Source organism: Desulfurococcaceae archaeon, assembly GCA_038845865.1.
Taxonomy (GTDB): Archaea; Thermoproteota; Thermoprotei_A; order Sulfolobales; family Desulfurococcaceae; genus UBA285.
On sequence record JAWBQJ010000001.1, the window covers coordinates 204211 to 224654 of the forward strand.

A 20444-nucleotide genomic window follows, 5' to 3' on the forward strand; every position below is an offset into this window, starting at 1 on the left:
ACAGCCACTATGAATCCACGCGGGTACCTAGATCTGCGTGGACGAGGTAGAAGTCCCTGGACATAGAATGAACGAAAACGAATATCCAGGGACAAACAGTCTCGGGACCGCCACCAGCTTGATCATCTCAGGGCCCTGCGAACTGCTTTCTCGGAGGTACTGAGTTTAACTGAGCTTAGAGTTTTCTTTTAATCTTTGCATGTTCTTCTTATTACTACATCTATGGTCTCTGCGAAAACATCCCTGCATTGGAGGGGGTGACGACTCTCCTACCCGGCGAAGTAGGGTACACTTTGCCGGTGACTCGGTGGTATCCCTTATTCGGGTTGCTTTACACAAGTCCGTTTCGGTGGCTAGGAGGGCCACAAATGAGTATCCAGTGCTTCGAGGTATTGTAAGGACCGTGTCTTTTAAACTATCTTTACATGAATTTCCTAACGGGATTTCCGTTGAACGTCACCAAGGTAATCGTGGAGGTTCAGCTGGATTTCAGCGATGAAAGCGATAAAGCTCTTAGGGCGCTTTTCAGCATAGCCGAGGAGCTTCTGGACAACTACGGTTTGTGGGTTGAGATAATACCTATACACCTTTGGTTCACGGACCCCCTTGAAGCGGAGGTATCAGACCTCCCCAGGATCTTCATTAACGGAAAGCTTAGATTTATAGGAAGGGCCCCTCGCAGAGGGGAGCTTATCGATGCGATACTAGAGCATGCTGGGCTACCGCCTAAACCAGGTGAGAGCACCTACAGCACTATTCCCACCAAGATAAACTTCGACGGCGGGTTACCCGAGGTCGCCTTAGTTAACGACGATGGAGGTATTAAATAGTTAATAGTTATAAGGGTCTTAGCCATAGAATAATTGGCCGAGCACCCCCACTGCTCGCTAATCTGACATAACGTAGCGGTCCGGCGTACTTTTGATGACTCTAGTAAACGAGCGAGCTTACGAATTCCAGTAAACAGTTAAGCTGATGAGTGGAAAGGTATTGCGGTGTGGAAGGCTGAGCGGTGGTGGTGCAATGAGGCACGTCTCGTCTTAAGCCATGCTGTTGTATATTCGTGTGCTTTAAATACAGAGCCTTCCTCATCGTGCTTCTCGACGTAGGTGTACGTGTAAACGGAGAGGAAGTAGTCGCCTGCACCAGTCTTATCGCTGGCAGCGTAGTAATCCTCTAGTTCATATACTTTGGATCCGTGTTTTGTGACCACCATGACCTTCTTGGGCCTGATCGTCACTAATAGTACACCGCGCAGTTTTTTCGAAATCTTGTGGACGGCGTCGGGAATACTCAGGCCACCTGCCAGCGCAGTGAACTCTTCGAGGTCTGCGTGCACGATGTCGGCGAGCTGGATCGCCAACATGGCATTGTCCGTGTACTCTAAGACAACACTACCACCTGCTAGCTTTCTTAAAAATCCCTGCAAATCCACGGCTAGTAGTGGAGACTTCTGCCTAACAGTTTTGAGCAGGCTCGCATCAACCTCTCCCAGTACCGGGTTTACGATAGAGTAGCCTAGGCTCCCTTGAGAGTTCCAGGAACAGATAGGAGGTGCCTTATCGAGTACGCGTATTCTCCTCCCGGTTCCCGTATACTCTAGTTTAAAGATGTTCATTCTCGTAGAGTACTGCATTTTATTTACGTACTTCGATACCGGGTGTGCTGAGAGTCCTGGACTGTATACCGCGTAAACTTCTACGTCCAGGCCTTTCTCCAAGAGCGGTAAGGCTGAATAATAGGAGCCCCCTCCATAAGCCACGTATACTGTCCCATCGGCTTCTTCAATGTAATCTAATGTTGGATTTCCGTAGATGTAGAAATTCCTCAAGATTCCTCCTCGCTTAGACGATCTACTAGTTTCTCTAGTTTTTTCTTTAACTCACCTAAGTGGTAGTTTTTCAAATGCATGATCAGGTCCTCTACCGAGTAGAAGAAGGAGTTTTCGTACTTGTAGTCACGGGGTACCGGTTCTCCGAGACACTTCGATGCAGCATGTACACATATAGGGCATGCTATTAACCCCGTAATCCTATCTTTACACGTTTTGAACTTTACTCCTTCGCGGTTTACTTCGAACGGCTCCCACTTGGGCTCCCAAGTATAGGCCATCTCGCCTCAGCCGGTTGATCCTTCTTCACCGCTCAGAGGCCTAAAATCTCAGCACCAGCATACTATACTACCCAGGCCACTTAATATAGCTACCGGGACCTCGTGCCTTCACCACAGCCTGCATTCTAAGGCGCTTGAAGCACCCAGTCTCTTACGACCTCGCAGGAGATGAGAAACCACCGTGTGCACTAACCTGTCTTCGAGGTGATGCGGGCTGTTCCCAGTATAGGAGTCTATGAAGCCAGGTGGAATGCAGGAAGGTGAAAAACAAGCAGTAGCATTAACCACTGTGACCCTGCACCGGAGCTTAATATTCACTACTGCTTGCCGTAGCAAAGAACTAAGGAGGTTTCACCACGATGACGCTGTTCCTGAACTCTGCTAAGTTGAAGCTATTAGTGTCTAGTTTAACTACATTATAGCCTTTGACCAGCTTTAAGAACTCGTCTACGGGTTTAAGCGGCAACGTAAGGCCCGTAATCCAGTAGTGTATCGGCATAACATTAACTGGTTTAGTTTTCTCGACGAGGCTCCACGCCTCCTCCGGCTCGATGGTAAATGTTCCACCGACCGGCACCATCAGTAAGTCTACCCCTTTAAGCTTCTCGAGAACGAGCTCTTCCGGTATGTCCCCGATATCTCCCAGGTGCGCTAACCTGGCGCCCTTAACTTCAATGACATAAACGGCGTTTTCACCTCGTCTCCTGCCTTTGGACTTGTCGTGGTAAGACCTCAGGCCTACAACTCTTAGGCTATCTACGAATGTTTCGCCATAATGCATCTTTAATACACGTGTTTTGTCCTTGGAGACAGCGTTCACAGCGTTGTGATCGAAGTGATCATGAGTTACCAGCACCAGGTCCGCTCTGGTGGCCGGTTTTTTCAGACCTATGCTCAAACCATCATGAGGATCAATTACTATTGTGTACCCGTTTACCTGAACAGATACGCATGCATGCCCGTGCCAAGAGATTATCACGCAGGCTACACCTCTACATGTAAAATACCTCCTTGAAGAGTAAAATATGTTTTGTGAGGGTGAAAGGTGTCTACTTGAGCCTCGAAGGCGTCGGTTTACTCGCGGCCATGCTTATAGTGTCATCTCAGTTGGCGGTATACATAGCCCATTCCTTACTCCTATCCGGGTGTCGGAAGAAGCACGTTGAGCCGATAGGTCGTGCTGGTGAGTCGAGGAACGTTTCTTTCATTGTACCTGTCCGTAAGGAACCATTAGAATACGTTGAGAACGCTGTACGATATGTAGGTTCGCTCGGAATACCGGGTTACGAGGTTGTAATCGTGTCGGATGACGACGTGGATGTAAGAGATGAACTCTTCGAGCTCGTTAAGAGGCTTCGAGAAGAGGGCTTGAACGTGTGGATCATGTGGAGGAGTGTGCCCCGGGGATTTAGGACAGGCGCCCTTAACGACGGGTTGTACCTGTCCACAGGAGACTACGTCTATGTACTCGACGTTGACACTAGACCTGAGAGGTGCTTCTTCGACTACGCGATCAGCGTGCTGAAATCGAACCCCGATTGTGTAGCTGTTACGGGGCGCTGGGAACCGCTCAATGCCGATACCAGGGTTAGCGAGGCACTCGCGCTCGGCTTACGGTTTCTCACTAGGGTACTATATAGGGCGAGGAGCTGTGTGGGATTGTTTCCCTACCCGCTTGGGACGGGGACGCTTTACAATGCTAGGCTCTTAAAGGAGCTACTGGGTGGTTGGGATGAGAACAGGATACAAGATGACATGGAGCTGGGGGCCAGGATCATGTACAGCGGGCTCAAAATAAAATACTTAGATGAGTGCGCGATCCGCGTCGAGAACCCTGGAACCTACCGGGGTTTTAGAATACAGCAGTCGAGGTGGGCTTATGGGGCGCTAGATGCAGCTATTGCAAGGTTCAAGTATATTTTCAAGTCCAAGTACCCCCTGCACGTGAAGGTAGAGGCCTTACTCTACTTGCTGCAGTACATTCCGCAGTTTCTGGTGTTCGGAGGCACGCTCATTCTCTCACTAGTCCTCCTTGTAGCGCCAAGGGACTACATGGCCATGATAGTACCACTACTAGCTGTGTGGATCGCCAGTCTACCAGTGTACATCTATTTCATGTTCAAGGAGGGGTTCTGGGAGCGGTCCCTCTGGAAGTTCGCCGTTCTTTCGGGTAGGCTCTCAGCAATATCAACGGCCGTATCACCCTACGTGACTGTGAGCTCTCTCAAAGCCGTGTTTAGGGTTCGAGAAGTGTATAAAAGAACTCCTAAGGGTGTATATCAAAAAACATTCACTTCGCTACGAATACCCTGGGAACTCCTGCTTGGATTACTGTATTGCGGTATTGGTCTTTACGCGCTGATAGAAGGCCTTGTTATCTCGGCCGCTTGGTTGATAATTTCATCGGCAGGTTACCTCTACGTTGTTTATAGGTTTTCACGAGATGTCTTCTACAAGTAGCGTTACACTTTAAACCCATTTAGCAATGACATTATTGTTAAGGAATGCTATCGGCAACCATGCTTACCCAGGTGTATTCAATGAGCTTGCATTACGCTGTTAACGAGCCTGACGAGAAGAGCGTCTTTGGGCTGCTTCGGCCCTATGTTAGTATGTGGTTTAAAGAGAAGTATGCGGAAATGACGCCAGTTCAGCGAAGGACTCTCCCCTTAGTTAAGCAGGGTAAAAACGTACTGGTTTCGAGTCCCACCGGTACGGGTAAAACACTAGCCGTGTTCTTAGGGATCATTGATAACATGCTCGAATACTACGAAAGAAATGGTAACCTACCCGACGCTGTTCACGTAGTATACGTTAGCCCGCTAAGAGCACTTAACAACGATATGCGGAAAAACCTGTACGAGCCTGTTAAGGGCATTGTTAAAGCGGCCCGTGAAATGGGCGTTGACGTGCCGGAGATTAGGGTAGCTGTCAGAACTAGCGATACCAGTTCTTATGAGAAGCAGAAAATGCTGAAGAACCCGCCTCATATTCTGATCACCACACCCGAGAGCCTAGCACTAGCACTCAACGCCCCTAAGTTTAGAGAGCTTTTAAAAAACGTACGCGTAGTCGTCGTAGACGAGATACACGACCTCGCTTCCAGCAAGCGTGGTAGCCACCTAGCACTAAGCATTGAAAGATTAGAAAACCTTGTTGGCAAGCCGTTACAGAGAATAGGGCTCAGCGCCACCATAGCGCCCTTAGAAGAAGTTGCACTTTTCCTCGTAGGCTACGAGGATGGCAGCACTCATAGGAATTGCTATATCGTGGACGCGCGCTTTGATAAGAAAGTAGATATACGCGTAATAGCCCCCGTAGAGGACTTAATACGCACCCCAGCCGACGTAGTTAACGATGCAATATACCGCAAGATAGTAGAACTCGTGCACAAGTACAGAACTACATTAATATTTACAAATACCAGAAGCGCAACTGAAAGAGTGGTATTCAAGTTAAGAAAGCTCATGGAAAAAGAGCGCATACTCGACGTTGACGAGATCGAGGCTCATCACAGTAGTCTAAGTAGGGGTGCTCGGTTAGAGGTCGAAGAAAAGCTAAAGAAAGGCGAACTGAGGGTGGTTGTCAGCTCTACTTCCCTGGAGCTGGGCATCGATGTGGGCTACATAGACCTCGTAGTGTTGTTAAGTAGCCCTAAGAGTGCCACCAGGCTTCTGCAACGAGTTGGTAGATCGGGACACCACGTCTGGGGAGTAAGTAAAGGTAGGGTAATCGTAGTTGACAGAGATGACCTCGTAGAGTGTGCCGTCCTTGCGAGGCTCGCTTGCGAAAGGAAAATAGACAGGATCAGGATACCGAGAAACCCCCTCGATGTCCTTGCGCAACACATCGTGGGTTTAGCCCTCGAGAAGGATTGGAGACTTGAAGACGCGTACAGGCTCGTTAAGAGGGCGTACACTTTCCACGACCTAGATTACAGCGATTTCCTAAGCGTAGCTCGCTACCTTGCAGGGAAGCTCGGAGACTTCTACGAGTATCAGAGGGTTTACGCGAAAATATGGCTAGACGAAGAGAAAGGCGTTTTTGGGAGGAAGAAGACGACGAGGGCTATATACTACCTAAACCTCGGGGTAATACCGGATGAGAGCAAGGTTAGGGTCTTTACAACGGATGGTAGATACGTTGGTGACCTTGAAGAGGGCTTTGTGGAGTACTTGGCACCGGGGGACCTGTTCATCCTGGGTGGGAGGGTTTATGAATTCGTACAGAGCAGAGGGTTTACTGCCGTGGTTAGGAGGGCGGATGGCCAGCGGCCTACCGTACCTACCTGGTTCAGTGAAATGCTACCTTTATCTTTCGACTCCGCCGTAGAAGTCGGCAAGTTCAGAAGAATGGTATCAAAAATGCTCGACGAAGTCGGCGTCGATAATGTAGTGAAGTACCTCGTTAAGAAGTACAAGCTACAGAAACACGCTGCAAAGGCCATTTGCGAGTACATGCTCGAACAGAAACTGTATACCGGTAACATCGTCCCCTCGGATAGGTTAATTCTAGTTGAAGTATTTGACGAGCCGGACAGGAGGAACGTGATCGTGCACTCGCTTTTCGGTAGGAGAGCTAACGATGCGCTGGCAAGGCTTTACGCCTATGTAGTTGGGTCAAAGTTAGGCGTTAACGTAAGAATCACCGTTACAGATAACGGCTTTATGATAACAATGCGCGGTCACCCTGACTTAGACTACGTTGAATTATTCAAAAACATCCCTGTAGAGCGTGCGTGGGACGTGCTCGTAAAGGTTATTAGGCGAACAGACCTCTTAAAGCGTAGGTTCAGACATGTAGCTCTCAGAAGCTTCATGTTACTAAGACGCTATAAGGACGCCGAAAAACCAATGCACAAGCTACAACTTAACGCAGAGGAGTTGTTAAGAGCCGTGGAAGAGATAAGGGATTTCCCCGTGCTGAAGGAGGCTTACAGGGAGATCTTAATGGATTACATGCACGTAGACGAGGCAATAACCGTCCTCGAGGCCGTGCGCAGAGGTGAAATAGAGGTTAAGGGCATTGGGCCGCTGGAGGTGCCGACACCCTTTGCTCACAACATCATAGTACACGGATATACCGATATCGTATTAATGGAAGATATGAGAAGGCTTCTTGCGAGATTGCACGAACTCGTTATTCAAAGGCTAAAGCAGATGAACGCCGTGGAAGCGCCAGGCGCTCCATGGAAAGTGTGAAATAATGCACCGTTCTAGGAACCCGACACCCCCTCCCTTTCTTGCTTAACCTTTTCATCCGTTTTATCACCGGTACGGCTGTATAGGAGTTTTTCAAGAACCTTATCGCTTACGCTAAAAACGGATTTCGCGATAGCTTTTACGTACTCGTCGCTCGGCACAGACTTTGAAAAACCAATCCTGATCGCTAGTGCTTTTTTAAGCGCTTCCTTCTCCTCTCTGCTTCTAACTTCACCTTTAAATATTAGCTCTGCGAGTTTCAGCCCAACAAAAAACTTTGCATAGTTCATGACCGTTCTCTCCTCTTCTGGAAAGGCCTCTAAGACCTTGTACAATACGTTCTTGAATTCTTCTTCGCTTAGGAAACCCAGTGTAAGCTTCGTTAACGGCATTCTGAGCAACCTCGCTATGATATTACTGTCTATGGTTCCCGAGGGCGAGAGTTCTTTCAGCTTTTCACGTGCTTCCTTGAGCTTACCTTCGAGGACGCTGTTTAAGGTACATTCCAGTGCCTCCTCGACGTAGAACACTTTCTCGAAGAGTTCAGGGTACTCCTGATCCAGTTTAAGGCCGTATTTGCCTATTATGTACAGCGTCGCCATCTCCTTGTCGTATATGTCCGGTGGCTGGGCTTTGCCACGTATTGGCTGGAGTTTATGTGCTTGGTAGGCTTTTTTCAGCATCTCCACCGCAATAGACCTATCCACGTTATCGAACGACTTTACCAGCTCGCTTAGTAGAGCTACTGCCACCTGCACTCGTTTTTTGTGAGGCGACTTCATGTCTACCAGCCATTTTCGACAGTTCCAGCCTGATAAGCCGCTTAAGCCTCAGATCTAGGCTTGTTCTACCCGTAAACACCCTGTACTGAAACTTATTTTTGTTAAAAATAAGCTTTATGGCCGAGACATCTATCATGTTTTTCTCTATTTTTAAGTAAACTTCATATTTTAAGGCCTTTTCACGGATTTCACATGAAGACACATACATGCCCTCTTGCTTCAGAAGCTGCACTACTTTTTCAACTAGCAATATTACATCCTGCGGTTTCAGGGTCTCCAAGCATATTTCACCTTTACGTGACCAAGCGCTTCGAGTATTTCGATATACCACCCAGCCAGCTGCCTTATTAATATTTTCTTGGCGTCTTCGCATGTCGCTACAACTCCATAGACCTCTTTGAAGGCTTCCCTGCAGAGCTCGCAGTGCACTAGGCGCCCCACCCTCTCCTCGACGATGCTGATGATCGCCTCAAAGGATAGGGGTTCTAGCTCCACCCTTTTCTCTAGTTCACTTAGTAGTTGTGAAGAGGGTATTAGCTGTGCACAGTTTAGTGCCCTCTCTCTGCATTTCTTCATGTAGGCTAATAGAAGGTCATAGTTTTCGATAAGGCTTCTAGTTGATAAAAAAGGCGTTTCATTGAACATGCCGGTAAACAAGCTTAAAACCCTGTAAGGGATGAGAGCTTTTCTTTTAATTCCCGCCTATGTCGCTCATCAACCGAGTTATAAAGCTTTTTCAGCGCCTCTACAAGGTCGTCTATGATGATCGCTATCACGGTGTCCTTCTCGTAAGGTGCCGCCTGCTCGATCGCCCTCGTTAAGATCTCGTCACTCGGATGTGAGAGTCTCTTAACGTACTTTCTAACGGCTGTAGGGGATATTCCAAGTATTCTCGCGAGCTCCGTTATGCTCCTAGTCGACAACATGAACTCTACTATCTTGTACCTCGCGTCTTTACTGACCCAGTGTACGGGAAAGTCTGTCCCATGTCTGGGCTGTTCACTCATACGAAGCGCACCGGGTTGCTTCTCACTACATATAATTCTTGAGGTTAATAAAGAGTAGCGTAATACCTCCTAATAGTAGGGGTGTTTTATTTGAAACAGCAATTGTTGGTATACAGCGGTCAACTAGAAGTCATCGAGTACCCGGGTGTGGTCGTACATGAAGGAGTCCTCGTGAAGCCTTTATTCATATATGTAGGTGATTTTGAAAAGGCTGTTCTTAGTGGGCATATACCGGTTTCAAGGCCCACTACTCTAGGCGCCGTAGGCGTGGTCAGAATAATAGAGGCTACAGGACCCTTTACGGAGTACACTGGGAAGATATACACCGTGACGCCGTTCGGGGCACGGGGCGTACTCGGAGTCGAGGAAAATGGTCTATTAGCCACGTTTACATCACTACACACATCGTACCTCGACGAGCCGCTATTAAACCCTTCACCGCTAGATGCTATAAGGCCCTTGATTAAGCACTCAGTAGAGCTAGCCCGCTCTTGTGAGGAACCCGTACTCGTTGAAGGTTGCGGGCTCGTGGGCGTGGCCGTGGGCATGGCGCTTAGACGTAGAGAGATTGAACCAGTATTTTACTGCGAAGATGCGAGAAGAAACGCCCTTGGCTATGGATTTACAGTTGCTTCTCACATTAGTGAATTAAACCGTAAGTGGAATGACGTTGTCTTAACGAGCACGAATACGGCATCTAAATACAGGATTTCAAGGGACCTTGACTACAGGAGACTAGTGATATCCAGGCTCTCATTTACATCCTGGATACCAGTTAAAAAAGGTATCTCTAGCTTAGAAGTAAGAGTAGTCGATAAGAGTAACGACGTCCCCACATCTCTAGTAAAGAGTATAGTAGGGGACCTAAGTAGAGGGGTTAAAATATACAATCTAGCTGGCTTAGAGCACTCGATCGGGCTTTTCCCACCAAAGGGCCTAGGAAGCATTATTTCATTGGGAGCTTGAACAAAAAGAGTATTTAATGCGTCGGTCTGGGAAGCAACGCTATCTACGCCTCTTCTACGAGCCTAGCCAGCCGTTTCACGCCTTCGTAGATCTGCTCGTGAGACGGATAGCTGAAGTTTAGCCTCATGCTATTTTCACCGGTTCCATCCACGTGGAAGCTCCCACCCGGGACATAGGCTACTTTGTACTCATCTATTGCTTTTTGTAGCAGTAGTCCGGCATTGAAGCGTTTCTTATATATGTACGTGAACACAAACAACCCCCCTACGGGCTTAGAGTACCATACGTATTCAGGGAAGTACTCTTTAAGAGCATTTAGCATGGTGTCCCGTTTCGCTCGGTAGTGCGGTAAGGCCTTAGTTATTACCTTGTCTACTACTCCACGCTTAATCGCTTCCGCTACAATGAGCTGGGCAAGTGTGGCGCTGTGAAGGTCTACGTACTGCTTAACAAGCTCTATTTTCCTAACTATATCCGCACCCGCTACTACCCACCCTATTCTAAGACCAGGAGCCAGTATCTTACTAACAGTACTCATGTATACTACTCTACCCTCCTTATCCATGCTCTTCAAAGTCGAAGTATCGACCCCTTCTTCAAATACCAGGTAGCCGTAAGGGTCATCTTCTACTATTAGTAGATCGTACCTGGACGCTATTTCGAGTACGTGCTTTTTCCTCTCCTTACTCATCGTAACGCCCGCCGGGTTTTGCGCTATTGGAACCGTGTATATGAACTTCACTCTACTGAGCTCTTCTTTCGGCATTTCCTCCAGTTTTTTCTCCAAGATGTCGGTTTTAAGACCTTTATCATCTAGTGGTACTCCGATGAACCTTGCACCCGCGTTTCTAAAAGCTCCGATGGCCGCTAGGTATGTTGGGTTTTCTGTTATGACAACGTCTCCGGGGTCTACGAAGACCCTAGCTACTAGGTCTAGTGCCGACTGGCTACCGGTGGTGATCACGATGTCTTCCGGGTTGCACGCTATATTCCTCCTCGCCACGAAGCTACAAACCGTTTCTCTAACTTCCGGTACTCCTTTGGTTTCACTGTACTGCAATGCTACGTTACCGTACTTCACTATGACCTCTCTGGCTATCTCTGCAAGCTCTTCTTTGGGAAACAATGCGGGGTCAGGTATGCCGCCGGCAAAGCTTATTACATCCTTTCTCCTACTAATTATAGCCAGTAGTTCTCTTACCTCGGATGCTTTAATACTCGTTGCAAGCCTACTATAGTACTTGGAGTAGTTAACCATACACCTCAACCATTTTTAGTATCCGTATACACAATATATAAGCATTTATACGGGTTGAAGACGTCATGGAGATAAACGTATGTAGAAAGAACGTATCACGAGTTGTAGCCAGGGTAGCGTACATCTATCCAAGCACCTATAAAGCGATGATCTCGGGGCTTTCCGCAGACATCGTGTATGGATTGTTAAACAGGCTCGATGAAGTCTACGTCGAGAGATTCGCCTGTAGTCGCCTCCACGGACCCGAAGACGAACCACGTAGCTTCGAGACTGGTAGCAGACTTAGGGAGTTCTCGTTAATACTAACGAGCATACATTATGAGCCGGATATCGTGAACCTTGCTAGACTGCTACTCTCCGGGGGGATCAGCGTACTAGCGGGGCAGAGAGGAGAGCACGTAGTCATTGCCGGCGGCCCCGCCTGCATGGAAAACCCGATACCGTATAGCGATGTTGTCGACGCGTGTATTGTCGGCGAAGCGGAAGAGACCCTGGAGAAAGTAATCAATCTATGGCTTGAATATGGTGGCTCAAAGAAGAGGTTTCTCGAGGAGCTGGCTAGTTTAAGCTACGTCTACGTACCCGGCCTAAGCAACGGCATTGTCGTAAGGAAATACGCTAGAGACCTCAATACATCGTTTTATCCCATAAAGCAAGTTGAAAACACAGACATAGAGCCCGTGTACGGTCGTGGATTTAAGCTTGAAGTTTCACGGGGATGCATTTTTTGGTGTAGTTTCTGCGTTGAAACGCGCCTATTTCAGCCCTATAGAGAACGGGGCTTAAGCACGTTAAAGGGCATTTTGGAGAGAGGCCTAAACTACTCCCTGGCCGGTAAGAGAGTGGTGATATTTTCACTGGTATTTCCCGCTACACAAACCCATTACAAGCTACTCGAGTACCTGGAGAAAGAGGGCTACATCGCCTCAATACCATCTCTACGTGTATCGCCTTACCTGGAAAAGGCACTTGAATTGATAAGGAGTCTAGGTCAAAGAACGCTCACTCTTGCTCCCGAATCGTTCTCGCCCATAGTTCAATCAGTGTTATTCAAGTATACCGGTTTACTCGAGTACGTGAATAACATCCTGGAAGAAGCCATTAAAATGGGGTTCGACCTAAAGCTGTACTTGATCTACGGGTTCAAGGGCCTCGAAAACACCGACCTCGAAGTTAACTCCGAGCACTTAAACAGGCTTATAAAAACAGCTAAGCAGTTTAAGCGTAGAATGGTGGTTTCTTTCACCCCCCTAATACCCAAGCCACACACGCTCTTCCAGTGGGTTGGGATGCTACCAAGGGATAGGCTCGCCAGTATTCTAAGAGCATACAGAAATAGATTAAAAGGACCAGTTGAAACCAGGGTTTATGATATTGACTGGGCCATCATACAGGCGCAACTAGCCCTCTCTCCGAGGCCTCTTGGCTCGTTTATTGAGCAGTGGGCTAAGTGCGGTGGCGGCCTAGCAGGTTGGAGAAGAGCTATGAGGGATCTCGGAGTTAACTATGAATACGTCTTTACCGGCTACAGCCCAGAGTCCCAGCTACCGTGGGGTTTCATAGCGCTAGGCGATGAGCACGGCGAGGTAGCTAAGTCTCAGTACGTTGTTTACGAAAAATTAGCTAGGAGCCTTTAAGCACGGGTCTAAACGCTACTCCGTAATATATTAATCCGTGCTCGCATTCCTCCCCTACTCTCCTTAGTACGGGTTCCATTAGCATGCCGGCCTTGAGGTCTGTTGATAGCACGTCTGTTAGCGGGGCGAGAATCTTAACTTTCGTGGTGGTAGTTTCCAGGATGCCTAGTATGAGGGGCTTTTTGTCTTCAAACCCGTCCATTACGCTATATATTACCGTCCAGGTGATTAGTCTGGCTTTTTCATCTATTAATTCCACGTCCTCGATGTTCTTGGAGCCACAGTACCTGCACATAGAGGAGGGTGGATAGGCTGCTCTTCCGCAGTCCTTGCAGCGAGTCGCAATTAATCTGTACCTGTGAATCCTGGTTCTCCAGGTTGGGGGTATTGAAATTCTCATCGCGTACACCTATCCTACCCTGTTAATTAGTTTCCGGTATTTAGCGTAAAGAGAGTAACTTATCAATTGCTTTCTCTGCAGGTAGTCGTCTACTGTTGGCGCCCTGTCCCGCCTCTCAAGTACTTTATCCGTCACGATTATGCTGAAGGCGTCGGATCCGGCGCCACTTCCGAACGGTGCTAGTAATATCCTTTGACCCGGCTTAGCGTGCTCCAGCACCCTCGCGAAGCCTATTAGAGCGGATGAGTTGTAGCTATTGCCGATGTAGGGGGTAACAAGGCCGAGAAGTACCTTCTCTCTAGGGAATCCGAGCATCCTGGCCACTCTAAGCGGGAATGATCCATTAGGCTGATGAAATACGGCGTAGTCGAAATCTTCGGGCTTGAGCCCTGCCCTTTCGAAGAGGGCCTTAACTGCACTCACTATGTGTTTAAAGTATGAGGGCTCACCGGTGAAGGCTTCTCCGTGGAGAGGGTACTTCGAACTATCCCTTCTCCAAAAGTCCGGAGTATCGGTGACGTAGGTAGCGCTCGCTTCAAAGTAAGCTACGGACTCCTCGCGGTTACCAATGATCAACGCCGTTGCTGCAGATGATGCTGTAAACTCTAGCACATCTCCCGGATTAGCCTGTGCCGTGTCGCTTCCTACAACGAGTGTGTATTTGACCAGCCCAGATGCAACTACGCCAATGCTAGTTCTGATGGCTTCACTGGCTGCCCTGCACGCGAATTCCCAGTCCGTAGCCATGGTGTGGGGAGTTATGTTCAGTGCCTCGGCTATGATTGTTGCGGAGGGCTTGACGGCATATGGCTTACTCTCCGTCCCAAACCAAACCGCTCCTATTTCCTTGGGGTTTACACCTGCTCTTCTTAAAGCGTTCCTAGCCGCTTCCCATCCCATGGTTACGGCGTCTTCATCCACTCCGGCAACGCTTTTTTCTAGTACGCCCAGTTCTTCTGGCTGTTCAGGGTTAAAGCCCCAAACCTCGGCTATTTCTTTGAGGCTTAGCCTCCATTTTGGTATGTAAACGCCCCAGCCCACTATGCCGGCTTTTTCTTCGGGTAGCATGCGCTACACCTCTTTATTGAAAACAGGGGTAAAGGATAAAAAGCTCTTCTACGTGTGTAGAGTCTCCGGGTGGGTGCGTCCTGTAGTGGTCGAATTAAGGCGCTTGGGGGAGTTTCACGATGGTAGGTTAGTGTACTGGGTGCCTCGCGGAGTACCTGCTTTCGGCTACATGGCATTCGGTGTCGTTGATAGGGCCACAAACGTGCTACAAGCAAGGCCTACAACAATCTGCCCGCAAAACTGCATTTTCTGCAGCGTTGATGCGGGTCTAGCGCCTATCCGTAGGTGGGCTGAATACGTCGTTGACCCTGAGGTGATCGTGGAAGGCGTTAAGAAGGCGGTTGAGGAAAAAGGTTGCAACGTTGAGGTTCTCCTAGACACGGTTGGAGACGTGCTGACCTACCCCCACCTAGTTAACCTGGTTAGAGAGTTAAAGAAACTCAGTGGCGTAAGGTCAGTTGCCCTTGAAACGCATGGACTACTACTATCCAGGAAGCTCATAGACCGGTTAGCCGAAGCCGGGCTTGACAGGATAAATTTGAGCATTGACACGCTAAACCCCGAAAAAGCGAGATACCTCTACGGCACCCCAGTGTACGACGTGAAACGGGTGATCGAGGTTATCGAATACGCCGTGAAGGAGACACCAATAGACCTCCACGTAACGCCGTTATGGCTTCCGGGTATAAATGACGATGATATAGTCGACGTCGTGAACTGGGCTGTCAGGATCGGTGCTGGCAAGAGATGGCCACCCGTCACGGTGCAGAAGTTCGTTAAACACAAATATGGTCGTGGACACGAACTGCGGAGCGTGCCGTGGAGTGAATTCTGGAAATTCCTGGAAAAGCTCGAAGGCGAGCTTGGCTTTAGGCTTAGGTGGACAATGAATGAGTGGAAGATGCACTACGCCAAGAGCATCGGTAAGGTCCTCAAGGAAGGGGAGTTAGTAGAGGTGATGGTTCTTTCCCGAGGTTTATTCAAAGGAGAGTTTTTAGGCATGTACCGGGGAAAAGTGCTGGTTGCGATTACGCCAACTCGGGGGGTTAAACTGTCAACGGGTAAGTACTACTTGGCAGAGGTGGTAAGTAGTAAGTATGGCCTCTACATCGTAAAGGTATTAAACGCTCTATGAATAGAGCTCGCCGCGCATGGCAAGTCTGCGCTTCTTCCTTCTAATAATAAACATGGTAACGAGCCCGTGAGAGGTCAAGGCTAGTCCCGCTAACGATAGGGCGTAGCAGAGCAGGCTTATAGCTATTAACAGATCGGGGTTTTCGATGTGGAATACCCTGATTACTACTAGGAATATTATCAGCCACCCTGAAAAAAGCAGTGCGATCCCTACAAGTAGTTCCAGGTTTTCCTTGGCAACTTTAATGCTCATAAAGCCAACACTTCACTTGTCTACCTTTCACATCAAACATTGGCGGTTCAGTCGTTTTGCACTTCTCCGTCACATACGGACACCGAGGTGATAGCCTACACCCTGGTGGCGGTCTAAGTAGGTTAGGTGGCTCCCCCGGCAGCGTCTTCTTAATAATAAACCTGTTCTGGGGGTCGGGGTCAGGTAGCACGTTAATTAACGCTTCTGTGTAGGGGTGCATGGGTTTGTATATTATGTCCTTGGAGTTTCCGAGTTCTACTATTTGACCCGCATACATTACTGCAACCCTATCCGAGAAGTATTTTGCCGTTGCGAAATCGTGTGTGATGTAAAGTACTGCTGCCTTGTACCTTTCTCTAAGCTCACGGAATAGGGTTAGTATTTCTATTCTAACAGAAGCATCAAGCATCGAGACCGGTTCATCTGCTACTATTAACTTAGGCCTAAGTACTAGCGCCCTGGCTATGGCGACTCTTTGTAGCTGTCCACCGCTTAGCATGTGAGGATACTTGTTAACAAAATCCTCGGGAGGCGTTAATCCCACTTCCTCGAGTATTTCGATAACTCTTCTCCTCTTTTCTTCGGAGGGTACCTTGTGAATCGTCATCGGCTCTTCGATGATCCTCCTTATTGGCATGAACGGCGGCATTGCCCCGTAAGGATCCTGCTGGATGTAACCGACCTGCCTAGAATACCACGATCTAACCAGGCTTGGCTTGAACCCGGTTATGTCTATACCATTAAATATGACCCTGCCACCGGTGATTGGAAGTAACTTCATAACTGCGCGTGCAAAGGTAGACTTGCCGCAACCGCTCTCTCCTACCAAAGCTACAGCTTCGTTTACTTTGACCGTTAATGAAACGCCGTCAACCGCCCTTATATAGCCTACGACTGAAAACAACTTCCTTACTGGGTGGTATATCTTTAGATCATCTGTTTTAAGTAATTCATCCGTCTGGATTTCCTCGGGGAGTTTAGGCTTTTCCACCATATAGCCAGCACCTCACGTAAGAGTCTGTACCTATCTCAATAACGGGTGGTTCCCGTTCGCAAATAGGCATGACGTGTTTGCATCTCGGTCTAAATCTACAACCCTTAGGCGGGTTAATAAGGCTAGGCGGCGTCCCCGGAATAAATGCTACAGGCCTCTCCGTTCTTAGCCTTGGAACGCTTCCCAGTAGGCCTTGGGAATAGGGGTGTGCCGGGTCTACGTAGACTTTTTCGGCAGGGCCGAGTTCTACTATTTGACCCGCGTACATCACTGCGACCTTGTCCGCGAGCTCGCTTGAGGTCGATATGTCGTGGGTAATGAATATGTATGATATCTTCATGGAGTTTCTAATCTCCTTGAGCATGTTGAGTATGTTTGCCTGCGTCATTACGTCTAAAGCTGACGTCGGCTCATCTAGTATTACTATCCGGGGGTTGGTGATGAGGGACATTGCTATTACGACTCTCTGTTTCATGCCCCCACTTAGTTCGAACGGGTATCTCCATAGGAATTCCTCTACAATGCCGACTTTTTTCAGGATCTCCGCTGCCCTCTTCACCGCCTCTTCTTTACTGGTCTTGAAGTGTATTATTAGCGGCTCTATTAAGTGGTCTACAACCTTTATGACAGGGTTGAGGGAGTTCATTGCTGCCTGTGAGACGTAGGAAATCTTTTTCCAGCGTATTTTCTCATCGAATTCCCTGTCGGATAGAGCTATCGTTTCAACGCCTTCGATCTTAATGCTTCCATTATACTCCGCTACGTTTCGGGGCAGGAACCTCATTATAGCTCTTGCAAGTGTTGTTTTCCCGCAGCCGGATTCACCAATTAGTGCTATCGTCTCGCCTTCTTTTAGGGTGAAAGTGGCGTTTTCGACCGCTTTCACGACCCCTATCATTGTTTTATAGTACAACTTCACGTCTTTAACTTCGAGAACCGTGGACATTTCTTGCCACCTCTTCATGCTTTATACTATAGTTGTCTGAGCCTTGGATTAAATACCCTATCTAGCGTGAATCCTATTGAAGCGAAAGCTATTGATAGTAGAAACAGCGCTGCCGATGGTGCGAATATCCAGTGCCACATGCCGCCAATTAAGGCTGCCTTAGCATAGGCCTGGTCCAGTATCTTGCCCCACGTTATTGCCAGCGGATCGGATATTCCAAGTATTGCTAGTGCTGCTTCCAAGAACACGAACGATGGTACAGAGGTCACAATGCTGGGTATTAGCATTGGCAATACCCTTGGAACTAGGTACCTGAATATTATCCTAAAGTTGCCTGCACCATACGCTCTTGCCGCTTCTATGTAAGGCATTTCCCTGAGCTGTAGGAACAGCGCTCTCTGGGACTTTAGCCCGCCACCACCAAGCACCGAGAACAGTATCACCACCCCCAGCAGAGTCCATAGCGTAAACCCGTAGAACAGCATTATCATTATGATCGTTGGAAGGAAGGGCAGTATCATGAATATTTCGTTGACTCTGGAAATAGTCACGTCGATCACAGATCTATACCACGCTGCGAACGCCGCGATCACCATTGTTAGCATCGTTGAAAGGAGCGCTGCAAGTAGGCCAAAGCTCAGGGCGTAGGGTGTACCCCACGCTATTCCCATAAATAGGTCTCTGCCAATGGTGTCCGTTCCGGCGGGCCCAAAGACTGTTCCTTTAAATATAGCCTTTAATTCAACGCTTTCTATGCCGGGGGCTAGCGAGTAATCGTAAACTAGCTTGTAGTTGCCTTTCAGCACTCTGAATTCACCTCTTTCCACTAAGTAATCGTCATCCGCGAATAGGGCTTGTATGTACGTTAAGTTAATGCCTTCTATTGTCACGTTATATATTCTTCTAATAGCCCTTCGGTACTCCACTAAAACCCTGGACTCCTCCCCCGGTGACGGCCTTATGGGTAACGGGTATTCCTCACCTATTGAGATTGTTCCGCTAAATATGGTCATGTTAAACCCATTCGGCTTGACCCACACAACTTTTCTTATTCCAATAGACCTGGTAACATTTTCGACCTCTGCTATTACGGGGATCAGCGACATCACGACGCCGGTTGGTACAACGTCGTAGTCGAAGGGTATAACTACCTCGACCTGCTCTAGTGTTACCCCGCCACTCGTATACCTCGTCCTAGTAATAAACCTTGGGCTAATGCTTCTAGTATCGTAGATTAGGGAACCCTCGATTTCTTTCCTACCGGTGAGCAGCTGTATCCATGCGGGCGGCACGCCTTCGGGGTATTCTCTCCAGGCCTCGGGATTGTTCCACGCGCTAATCGCTTGCTGATACGGCCACGTAACAGCCGCGTATATTGTCAGCCCGATGAAGAAGGCCAGGATCACTAGGCCTATCACGAATGACCTGTAGTGAAGCAGTACTTTAAGCGTTTGAGTCCCCCTTCTTGCTCTCGAGCCGGCCATCTCACTCACCCACCCTTACTCTCGGGTCAACTATGCCGTAAACGATATCTAAGACTAGTACACTTATAGCTAGTAAGTAGGAGTATATCGTTACAATACCAACTATTACCGGCGCGTCAATGAATACCCCTCCACCTATGGCCAGAGCCATCACTGTTCCTAGGCCAGGCCACCTGAATATCCTTTCCGTAATAATAGCGCCCATCCAGGACCCTATGACCATCAATACAAATGTCGTTATTATCGGCGGCAAAGTTGGCCTCAATATGTAACGGCGGAGTAGCGTCGACTCTGGAACGCCCCTCGCCCTAGCGTACTCTACATACTCCTCCGTGGAGAATATTAGGAAGAACGTCCTGTACGAGTACGCACCTATCGGTAAGTTAGCTATTAACCATGCTAGTATTGGTAGTACCATGTGGTACATTACATCTAGTGCTCTTAGGAGCGGGTTTTCGGGCGGATTCTCGCTTATCATACCACCACTCGGAAATATCGGGTACCATATACCTAATAGTAATAGCAGTATCATTCCATAAAACCAACCGGGCATGGAGGATAACGGTGCTAGGCTTATGCCTATTTTGTCCGCTATCGTGCCATATCGCCTCGACAAGAACAGGCCTATGACTATCTGTAGGAGGAATATTATCAGGTTCGCTGTTGTGAATAATAGCACAGTCTGAGGAATCGCTTCGGCGATGATTATTTTAACCTCTTTGGACCTCGTATGGTAACTGTGAATTTGACTTGACGTCCCGAACTCGAACGCTAGTACCCTTCTATAGTGGGTGAACATCCTGACCCATGTAGGCTGATCCAGGTCTATGCCCATGGCTTTTAACTGTATTTTCGCCTCCTCAATGGTGTGCTCATCTATGCAATTGTTAATACATTTCTCCATTTCTAGCGTAGTGTATCCGGGAGGTAGTATTGCACTGCACTTGACCTCACAAGACCGTCTAACTAATTGCGCATACTGAGGATTTATTAGCTGGTTTCTAACCTGCGTTTTAACCTCCTCGAAGACTATTTCATCTAGTTTTCCACCTAGATGTGCGATAAAAACTAGTAGAAAGACCGCAATTAGCAGTGATATCGCAATAGATGCTGTTCTTATGCCTACATACCTGGCAAACCTAATCAGTCCACTCCTTCTGTGGAGGGACACTGGCTGAACACCTCATAATTGAAGGTGCCTT

21 protein-coding genes are annotated in these 20444 nt (G+C 48.2%); 6 read left to right on the forward strand and 15 right to left on the reverse strand.

The window, feature by feature from the left end:
* Nucleotides 1–425: 425 nt before the first annotated feature.
* Nucleotides 426–830: a hypothetical protein gene (locus QXU03_00965; GenBank protein ID MEM2170322.1), complete on the forward strand. Its 405-nt coding sequence runs from the start codon at nucleotides 426–428 to the stop codon at nucleotides 828–830.
* Between the two features lie 137 nt (nucleotides 831–967).
* Here QXU03_00965 and QXU03_00970 read toward each other — a convergent pair whose 3' ends face one another.
* The 3 genes from QXU03_00970 to QXU03_00980 all read right to left on the reverse strand — a co-directional run bounded on the left by QXU03_00970 (nucleotide 968) and on the right by QXU03_00980 (nucleotide 3091).
* Nucleotides 968–1831: a PfkB family carbohydrate kinase gene (locus QXU03_00970; protein MEM2170323.1), complete on the reverse strand. Its 864-nt coding sequence runs from the start codon at nucleotides 1829–1831 to the stop codon at nucleotides 968–970.
* Nucleotides 1828–2112: a hypothetical protein gene (locus QXU03_00975; GenBank protein MEM2170324.1), complete on the reverse strand. Its 285-nt coding sequence runs from the start codon at nucleotides 2110–2112 to the stop codon at nucleotides 1828–1830. Before QXU03_00975 ends, QXU03_00970 begins: the two co-directional genes overlap by 4 nt.
* A gap of 340 nt (nucleotides 2113–2452) precedes the next feature.
* On the reverse strand, nucleotides 2453–3091 hold the full coding sequence (locus tag QXU03_00980) for an MBL fold metallo-hydrolase (protein ID MEM2170325.1): 639 nt from the start codon (nucleotides 3089–3091) through the stop codon (nucleotides 2453–2455).
* A 74-nt stretch (nucleotides 3092–3165) separates the two neighbouring features.
* On the opposite strand from QXU03_00980, the gene QXU03_00985 reads away from it, so the two are divergent.
* Nucleotides 3166–4572, forward strand: coding sequence for a glycosyltransferase family 2 protein (locus QXU03_00985; GenBank protein ID MEM2170326.1), 1407 nt, complete (start codon nucleotides 3166–3168; stop codon nucleotides 4570–4572).
* 80 nt (nucleotides 4573–4652) lie between these two features.
* Nucleotides 4653–7313, forward strand: coding sequence for an ATP-dependent helicase (locus QXU03_00990; protein MEM2170327.1), 2661 nt, complete (start codon nucleotides 4653–4655; stop codon nucleotides 7311–7313).
* 14 nt (nucleotides 7314–7327) lie between these two features.
* Here QXU03_00990 and QXU03_00995 read toward each other — a convergent pair whose 3' ends face one another.
* The 4 genes from QXU03_00995 to QXU03_01010 are packed head-to-tail and all read right to left on the reverse strand — an operon-like array spanning nucleotide 7328 to nucleotide 9102.
* Entirely contained in the window at nucleotides 7328–8095 is a 768-nt protein-coding gene (locus QXU03_00995) for a DUF2192 domain-containing protein (GenBank protein MEM2170328.1), read from the reverse strand.
* Entirely contained in the window at nucleotides 8022–8375 is a 354-nt protein-coding gene (locus tag QXU03_01000) for a hypothetical protein (protein MEM2170329.1), read from the reverse strand. The genes QXU03_00995 and QXU03_01000 overlap by 74 nt, the downstream gene beginning before the upstream one ends.
* Nucleotides 8363–8752 carry a hypothetical protein gene (locus QXU03_01005; protein ID MEM2170330.1) on the reverse strand — a complete coding sequence of 130 codons (390 nt, stop codon included), beginning with the start codon at nucleotides 8750–8752 and terminating at the stop codon, nucleotides 8363–8365. Before QXU03_01005 ends, QXU03_01000 begins: the two co-directional genes overlap by 13 nt.
* A 2-nt stretch (nucleotides 8753–8754) precedes the next feature.
* Nucleotides 8755–9102, reverse strand: coding sequence for a helix-turn-helix domain-containing protein (locus QXU03_01010; GenBank protein MEM2170331.1), 348 nt, complete (start codon nucleotides 9100–9102; stop codon nucleotides 8755–8757).
* 90 nt (nucleotides 9103–9192) lie between these two features.
* Between QXU03_01010 and QXU03_01015 the strand changes: the two genes are divergently transcribed.
* On the forward strand, nucleotides 9193–10068 hold the full coding sequence (locus QXU03_01015; GenBank protein ID MEM2170332.1) for a hypothetical protein: 876 nt from the start codon (nucleotides 9193–9195) through the stop codon (nucleotides 10066–10068).
* Between the two features lie 43 nt (nucleotides 10069–10111).
* Here the strand turns inward: QXU03_01015 and QXU03_01020 are convergent, their stop codons facing one another.
* Nucleotides 10112–11326, reverse strand: a complete 1215-nt coding sequence (locus QXU03_01020; GenBank protein MEM2170333.1) for a PLP-dependent aminotransferase family protein — start codon at nucleotides 11324–11326, stop codon at nucleotides 10112–10114.
* Nucleotides 11327–11391: 65 nt separating this feature from the next.
* On the opposite strand from QXU03_01020, the gene QXU03_01025 reads away from it, so the two are divergent.
* The gene (locus QXU03_01025; GenBank protein MEM2170334.1) at nucleotides 11392–12963 is read left to right on the forward strand and encodes a radical SAM protein; all 1572 of its coding nucleotides are present in this window, start codon (nucleotides 11392–11394) and stop codon (nucleotides 12961–12963) included.
* On the opposite strand, the gene QXU03_01030 is transcribed toward QXU03_01025, so the two are convergent.
* Entirely contained in the window at nucleotides 12950–13363 is a 414-nt protein-coding gene (locus QXU03_01030) for a Zn-ribbon domain-containing OB-fold protein (protein MEM2170335.1), read from the reverse strand. The two genes, QXU03_01025 and QXU03_01030, sit on opposite strands and share 14 nt — an antisense overlap.
* 9 nt (nucleotides 13364–13372) lie before the next feature.
* Nucleotides 13373–14431 (reverse strand): hydroxymethylglutaryl-CoA synthase, encoded by a 1059-nt coding sequence (locus tag QXU03_01035; protein MEM2170336.1) that lies wholly within the window; start codon nucleotides 14429–14431, stop codon nucleotides 13373–13375.
* Nucleotides 14432–14447: 16 nt separating this feature from the next.
* Here QXU03_01035 and QXU03_01040 point away from each other — a divergent pair, with 16 nt between their 5' ends.
* Nucleotides 14448–15566: a radical SAM protein gene (locus tag QXU03_01040; protein ID MEM2170337.1), complete on the forward strand. Its 1119-nt coding sequence runs from the start codon at nucleotides 14448–14450 to the stop codon at nucleotides 15564–15566.
* Here the strand turns inward: QXU03_01040 and QXU03_01045 are convergent.
* The 5 genes from QXU03_01045 to QXU03_01065 are packed head-to-tail and all read right to left on the reverse strand — an operon-like array spanning nucleotide 15561 to nucleotide 20413.
* The gene (locus QXU03_01045) at nucleotides 15561–15818 is read right to left on the reverse strand and encodes a hypothetical protein (protein ID MEM2170338.1); all 258 of its coding nucleotides are present in this window, start codon (nucleotides 15816–15818) and stop codon (nucleotides 15561–15563) included. The genes QXU03_01040 and QXU03_01045 overlap by 6 nt on opposite strands.
* Entirely contained in the window at nucleotides 15808–16812 is a 1005-nt protein-coding gene (locus tag QXU03_01050; GenBank protein ID MEM2170339.1) for an ABC transporter ATP-binding protein, read from the reverse strand. Before QXU03_01050 ends, QXU03_01045 begins: the two co-directional genes overlap by 11 nt.
* Nucleotides 16796–17758: an ABC transporter ATP-binding protein gene (locus QXU03_01055; protein MEM2170340.1), complete on the reverse strand. Its 963-nt coding sequence runs from the start codon at nucleotides 17756–17758 to the stop codon at nucleotides 16796–16798. Before QXU03_01055 ends, QXU03_01050 begins: the two co-directional genes overlap by 17 nt.
* Before the next feature lie 26 nt (nucleotides 17759–17784).
* Nucleotides 17785–19242: an ABC transporter permease gene (locus tag QXU03_01060; GenBank protein MEM2170341.1), complete on the reverse strand. Its 1458-nt coding sequence runs from the start codon at nucleotides 19240–19242 to the stop codon at nucleotides 17785–17787.
* 1 nt (nucleotide 19243) lies between these two features.
* Nucleotides 19244–20413 (reverse strand): ABC transporter permease, encoded by a 1170-nt coding sequence (locus QXU03_01065; GenBank protein ID MEM2170342.1) that lies wholly within the window; start codon nucleotides 20411–20413, stop codon nucleotides 19244–19246.
* Nucleotides 20414–20444: the final 31 nt, after the last annotated feature.

Bases quoted from the DNA above. Each gene is read 5' to 3' on its own strand.
- QXU03_00965 (MEM2170322.1), top strand. From the start codon at position 426: ATGAATTTCCTAACGGGATTTCCGTTGAACGTCACCAAGGTAATCGTG.
- QXU03_00975 (MEM2170324.1), bottom strand. From the start codon at position 2,112: ATGGCCTATACTTGGGAGCCCAAGTGGGAGCCGTTCGAAGTAAACCGC.
- QXU03_00990 (MEM2170327.1), top strand. From the start codon at position 4,653: ATGAGCTTGCATTACGCTGTTAACGAGCCTGACGAGAAGAGCGTCTTT.
- QXU03_00995 (MEM2170328.1), bottom strand. From the start codon at position 8,095: ATGAAGTCGCCTCACAAAAAACGAGTGCAGGTGGCAGTAGCTCTACTA.
- QXU03_01010 (MEM2170331.1), bottom strand. From the start codon at position 9,102: ATGAGTGAACAGCCCAGACATGGGACAGACTTTCCCGTACACTGGGTC.
- QXU03_01020 (MEM2170333.1), bottom strand. From the start codon at position 11,326: ATGGTTAACTACTCCAAGTACTATAGTAGGCTTGCAACGAGTATTAAA.
- QXU03_01025 (MEM2170334.1), top strand. From the start codon at position 11,392: ATGGAGATAAACGTATGTAGAAAGAACGTATCACGAGTTGTAGCCAGG.
- QXU03_01030 (MEM2170335.1), bottom strand. From the start codon at position 13,363: ATGAGAATTTCAATACCCCCAACCTGGAGAACCAGGATTCACAGGTAC.
- QXU03_01035 (MEM2170336.1), bottom strand. From the start codon at position 14,431: ATGCTACCCGAAGAAAAAGCCGGCATAGTGGGCTGGGGCGTTTACATA.
- QXU03_01045 (MEM2170338.1), bottom strand. From the start codon at position 15,818: ATGAGCATTAAAGTTGCCAAGGAAAACCTGGAACTACTTGTAGGGATC.
- QXU03_01050 (MEM2170339.1), bottom strand. From the start codon at position 16,812: ATGGTGGAAAAGCCTAAACTCCCCGAGGAAATCCAGACGGATGAATTA.
- QXU03_01055 (MEM2170340.1), bottom strand. From the start codon at position 17,758: ATGTCCACGGTTCTCGAAGTTAAAGACGTGAAGTTGTACTATAAAACA.
- QXU03_01060 (MEM2170341.1), bottom strand. From the start codon at position 19,242: ATGGCCGGCTCGAGAGCAAGAAGGGGGACTCAAACGCTTAAAGTACTG.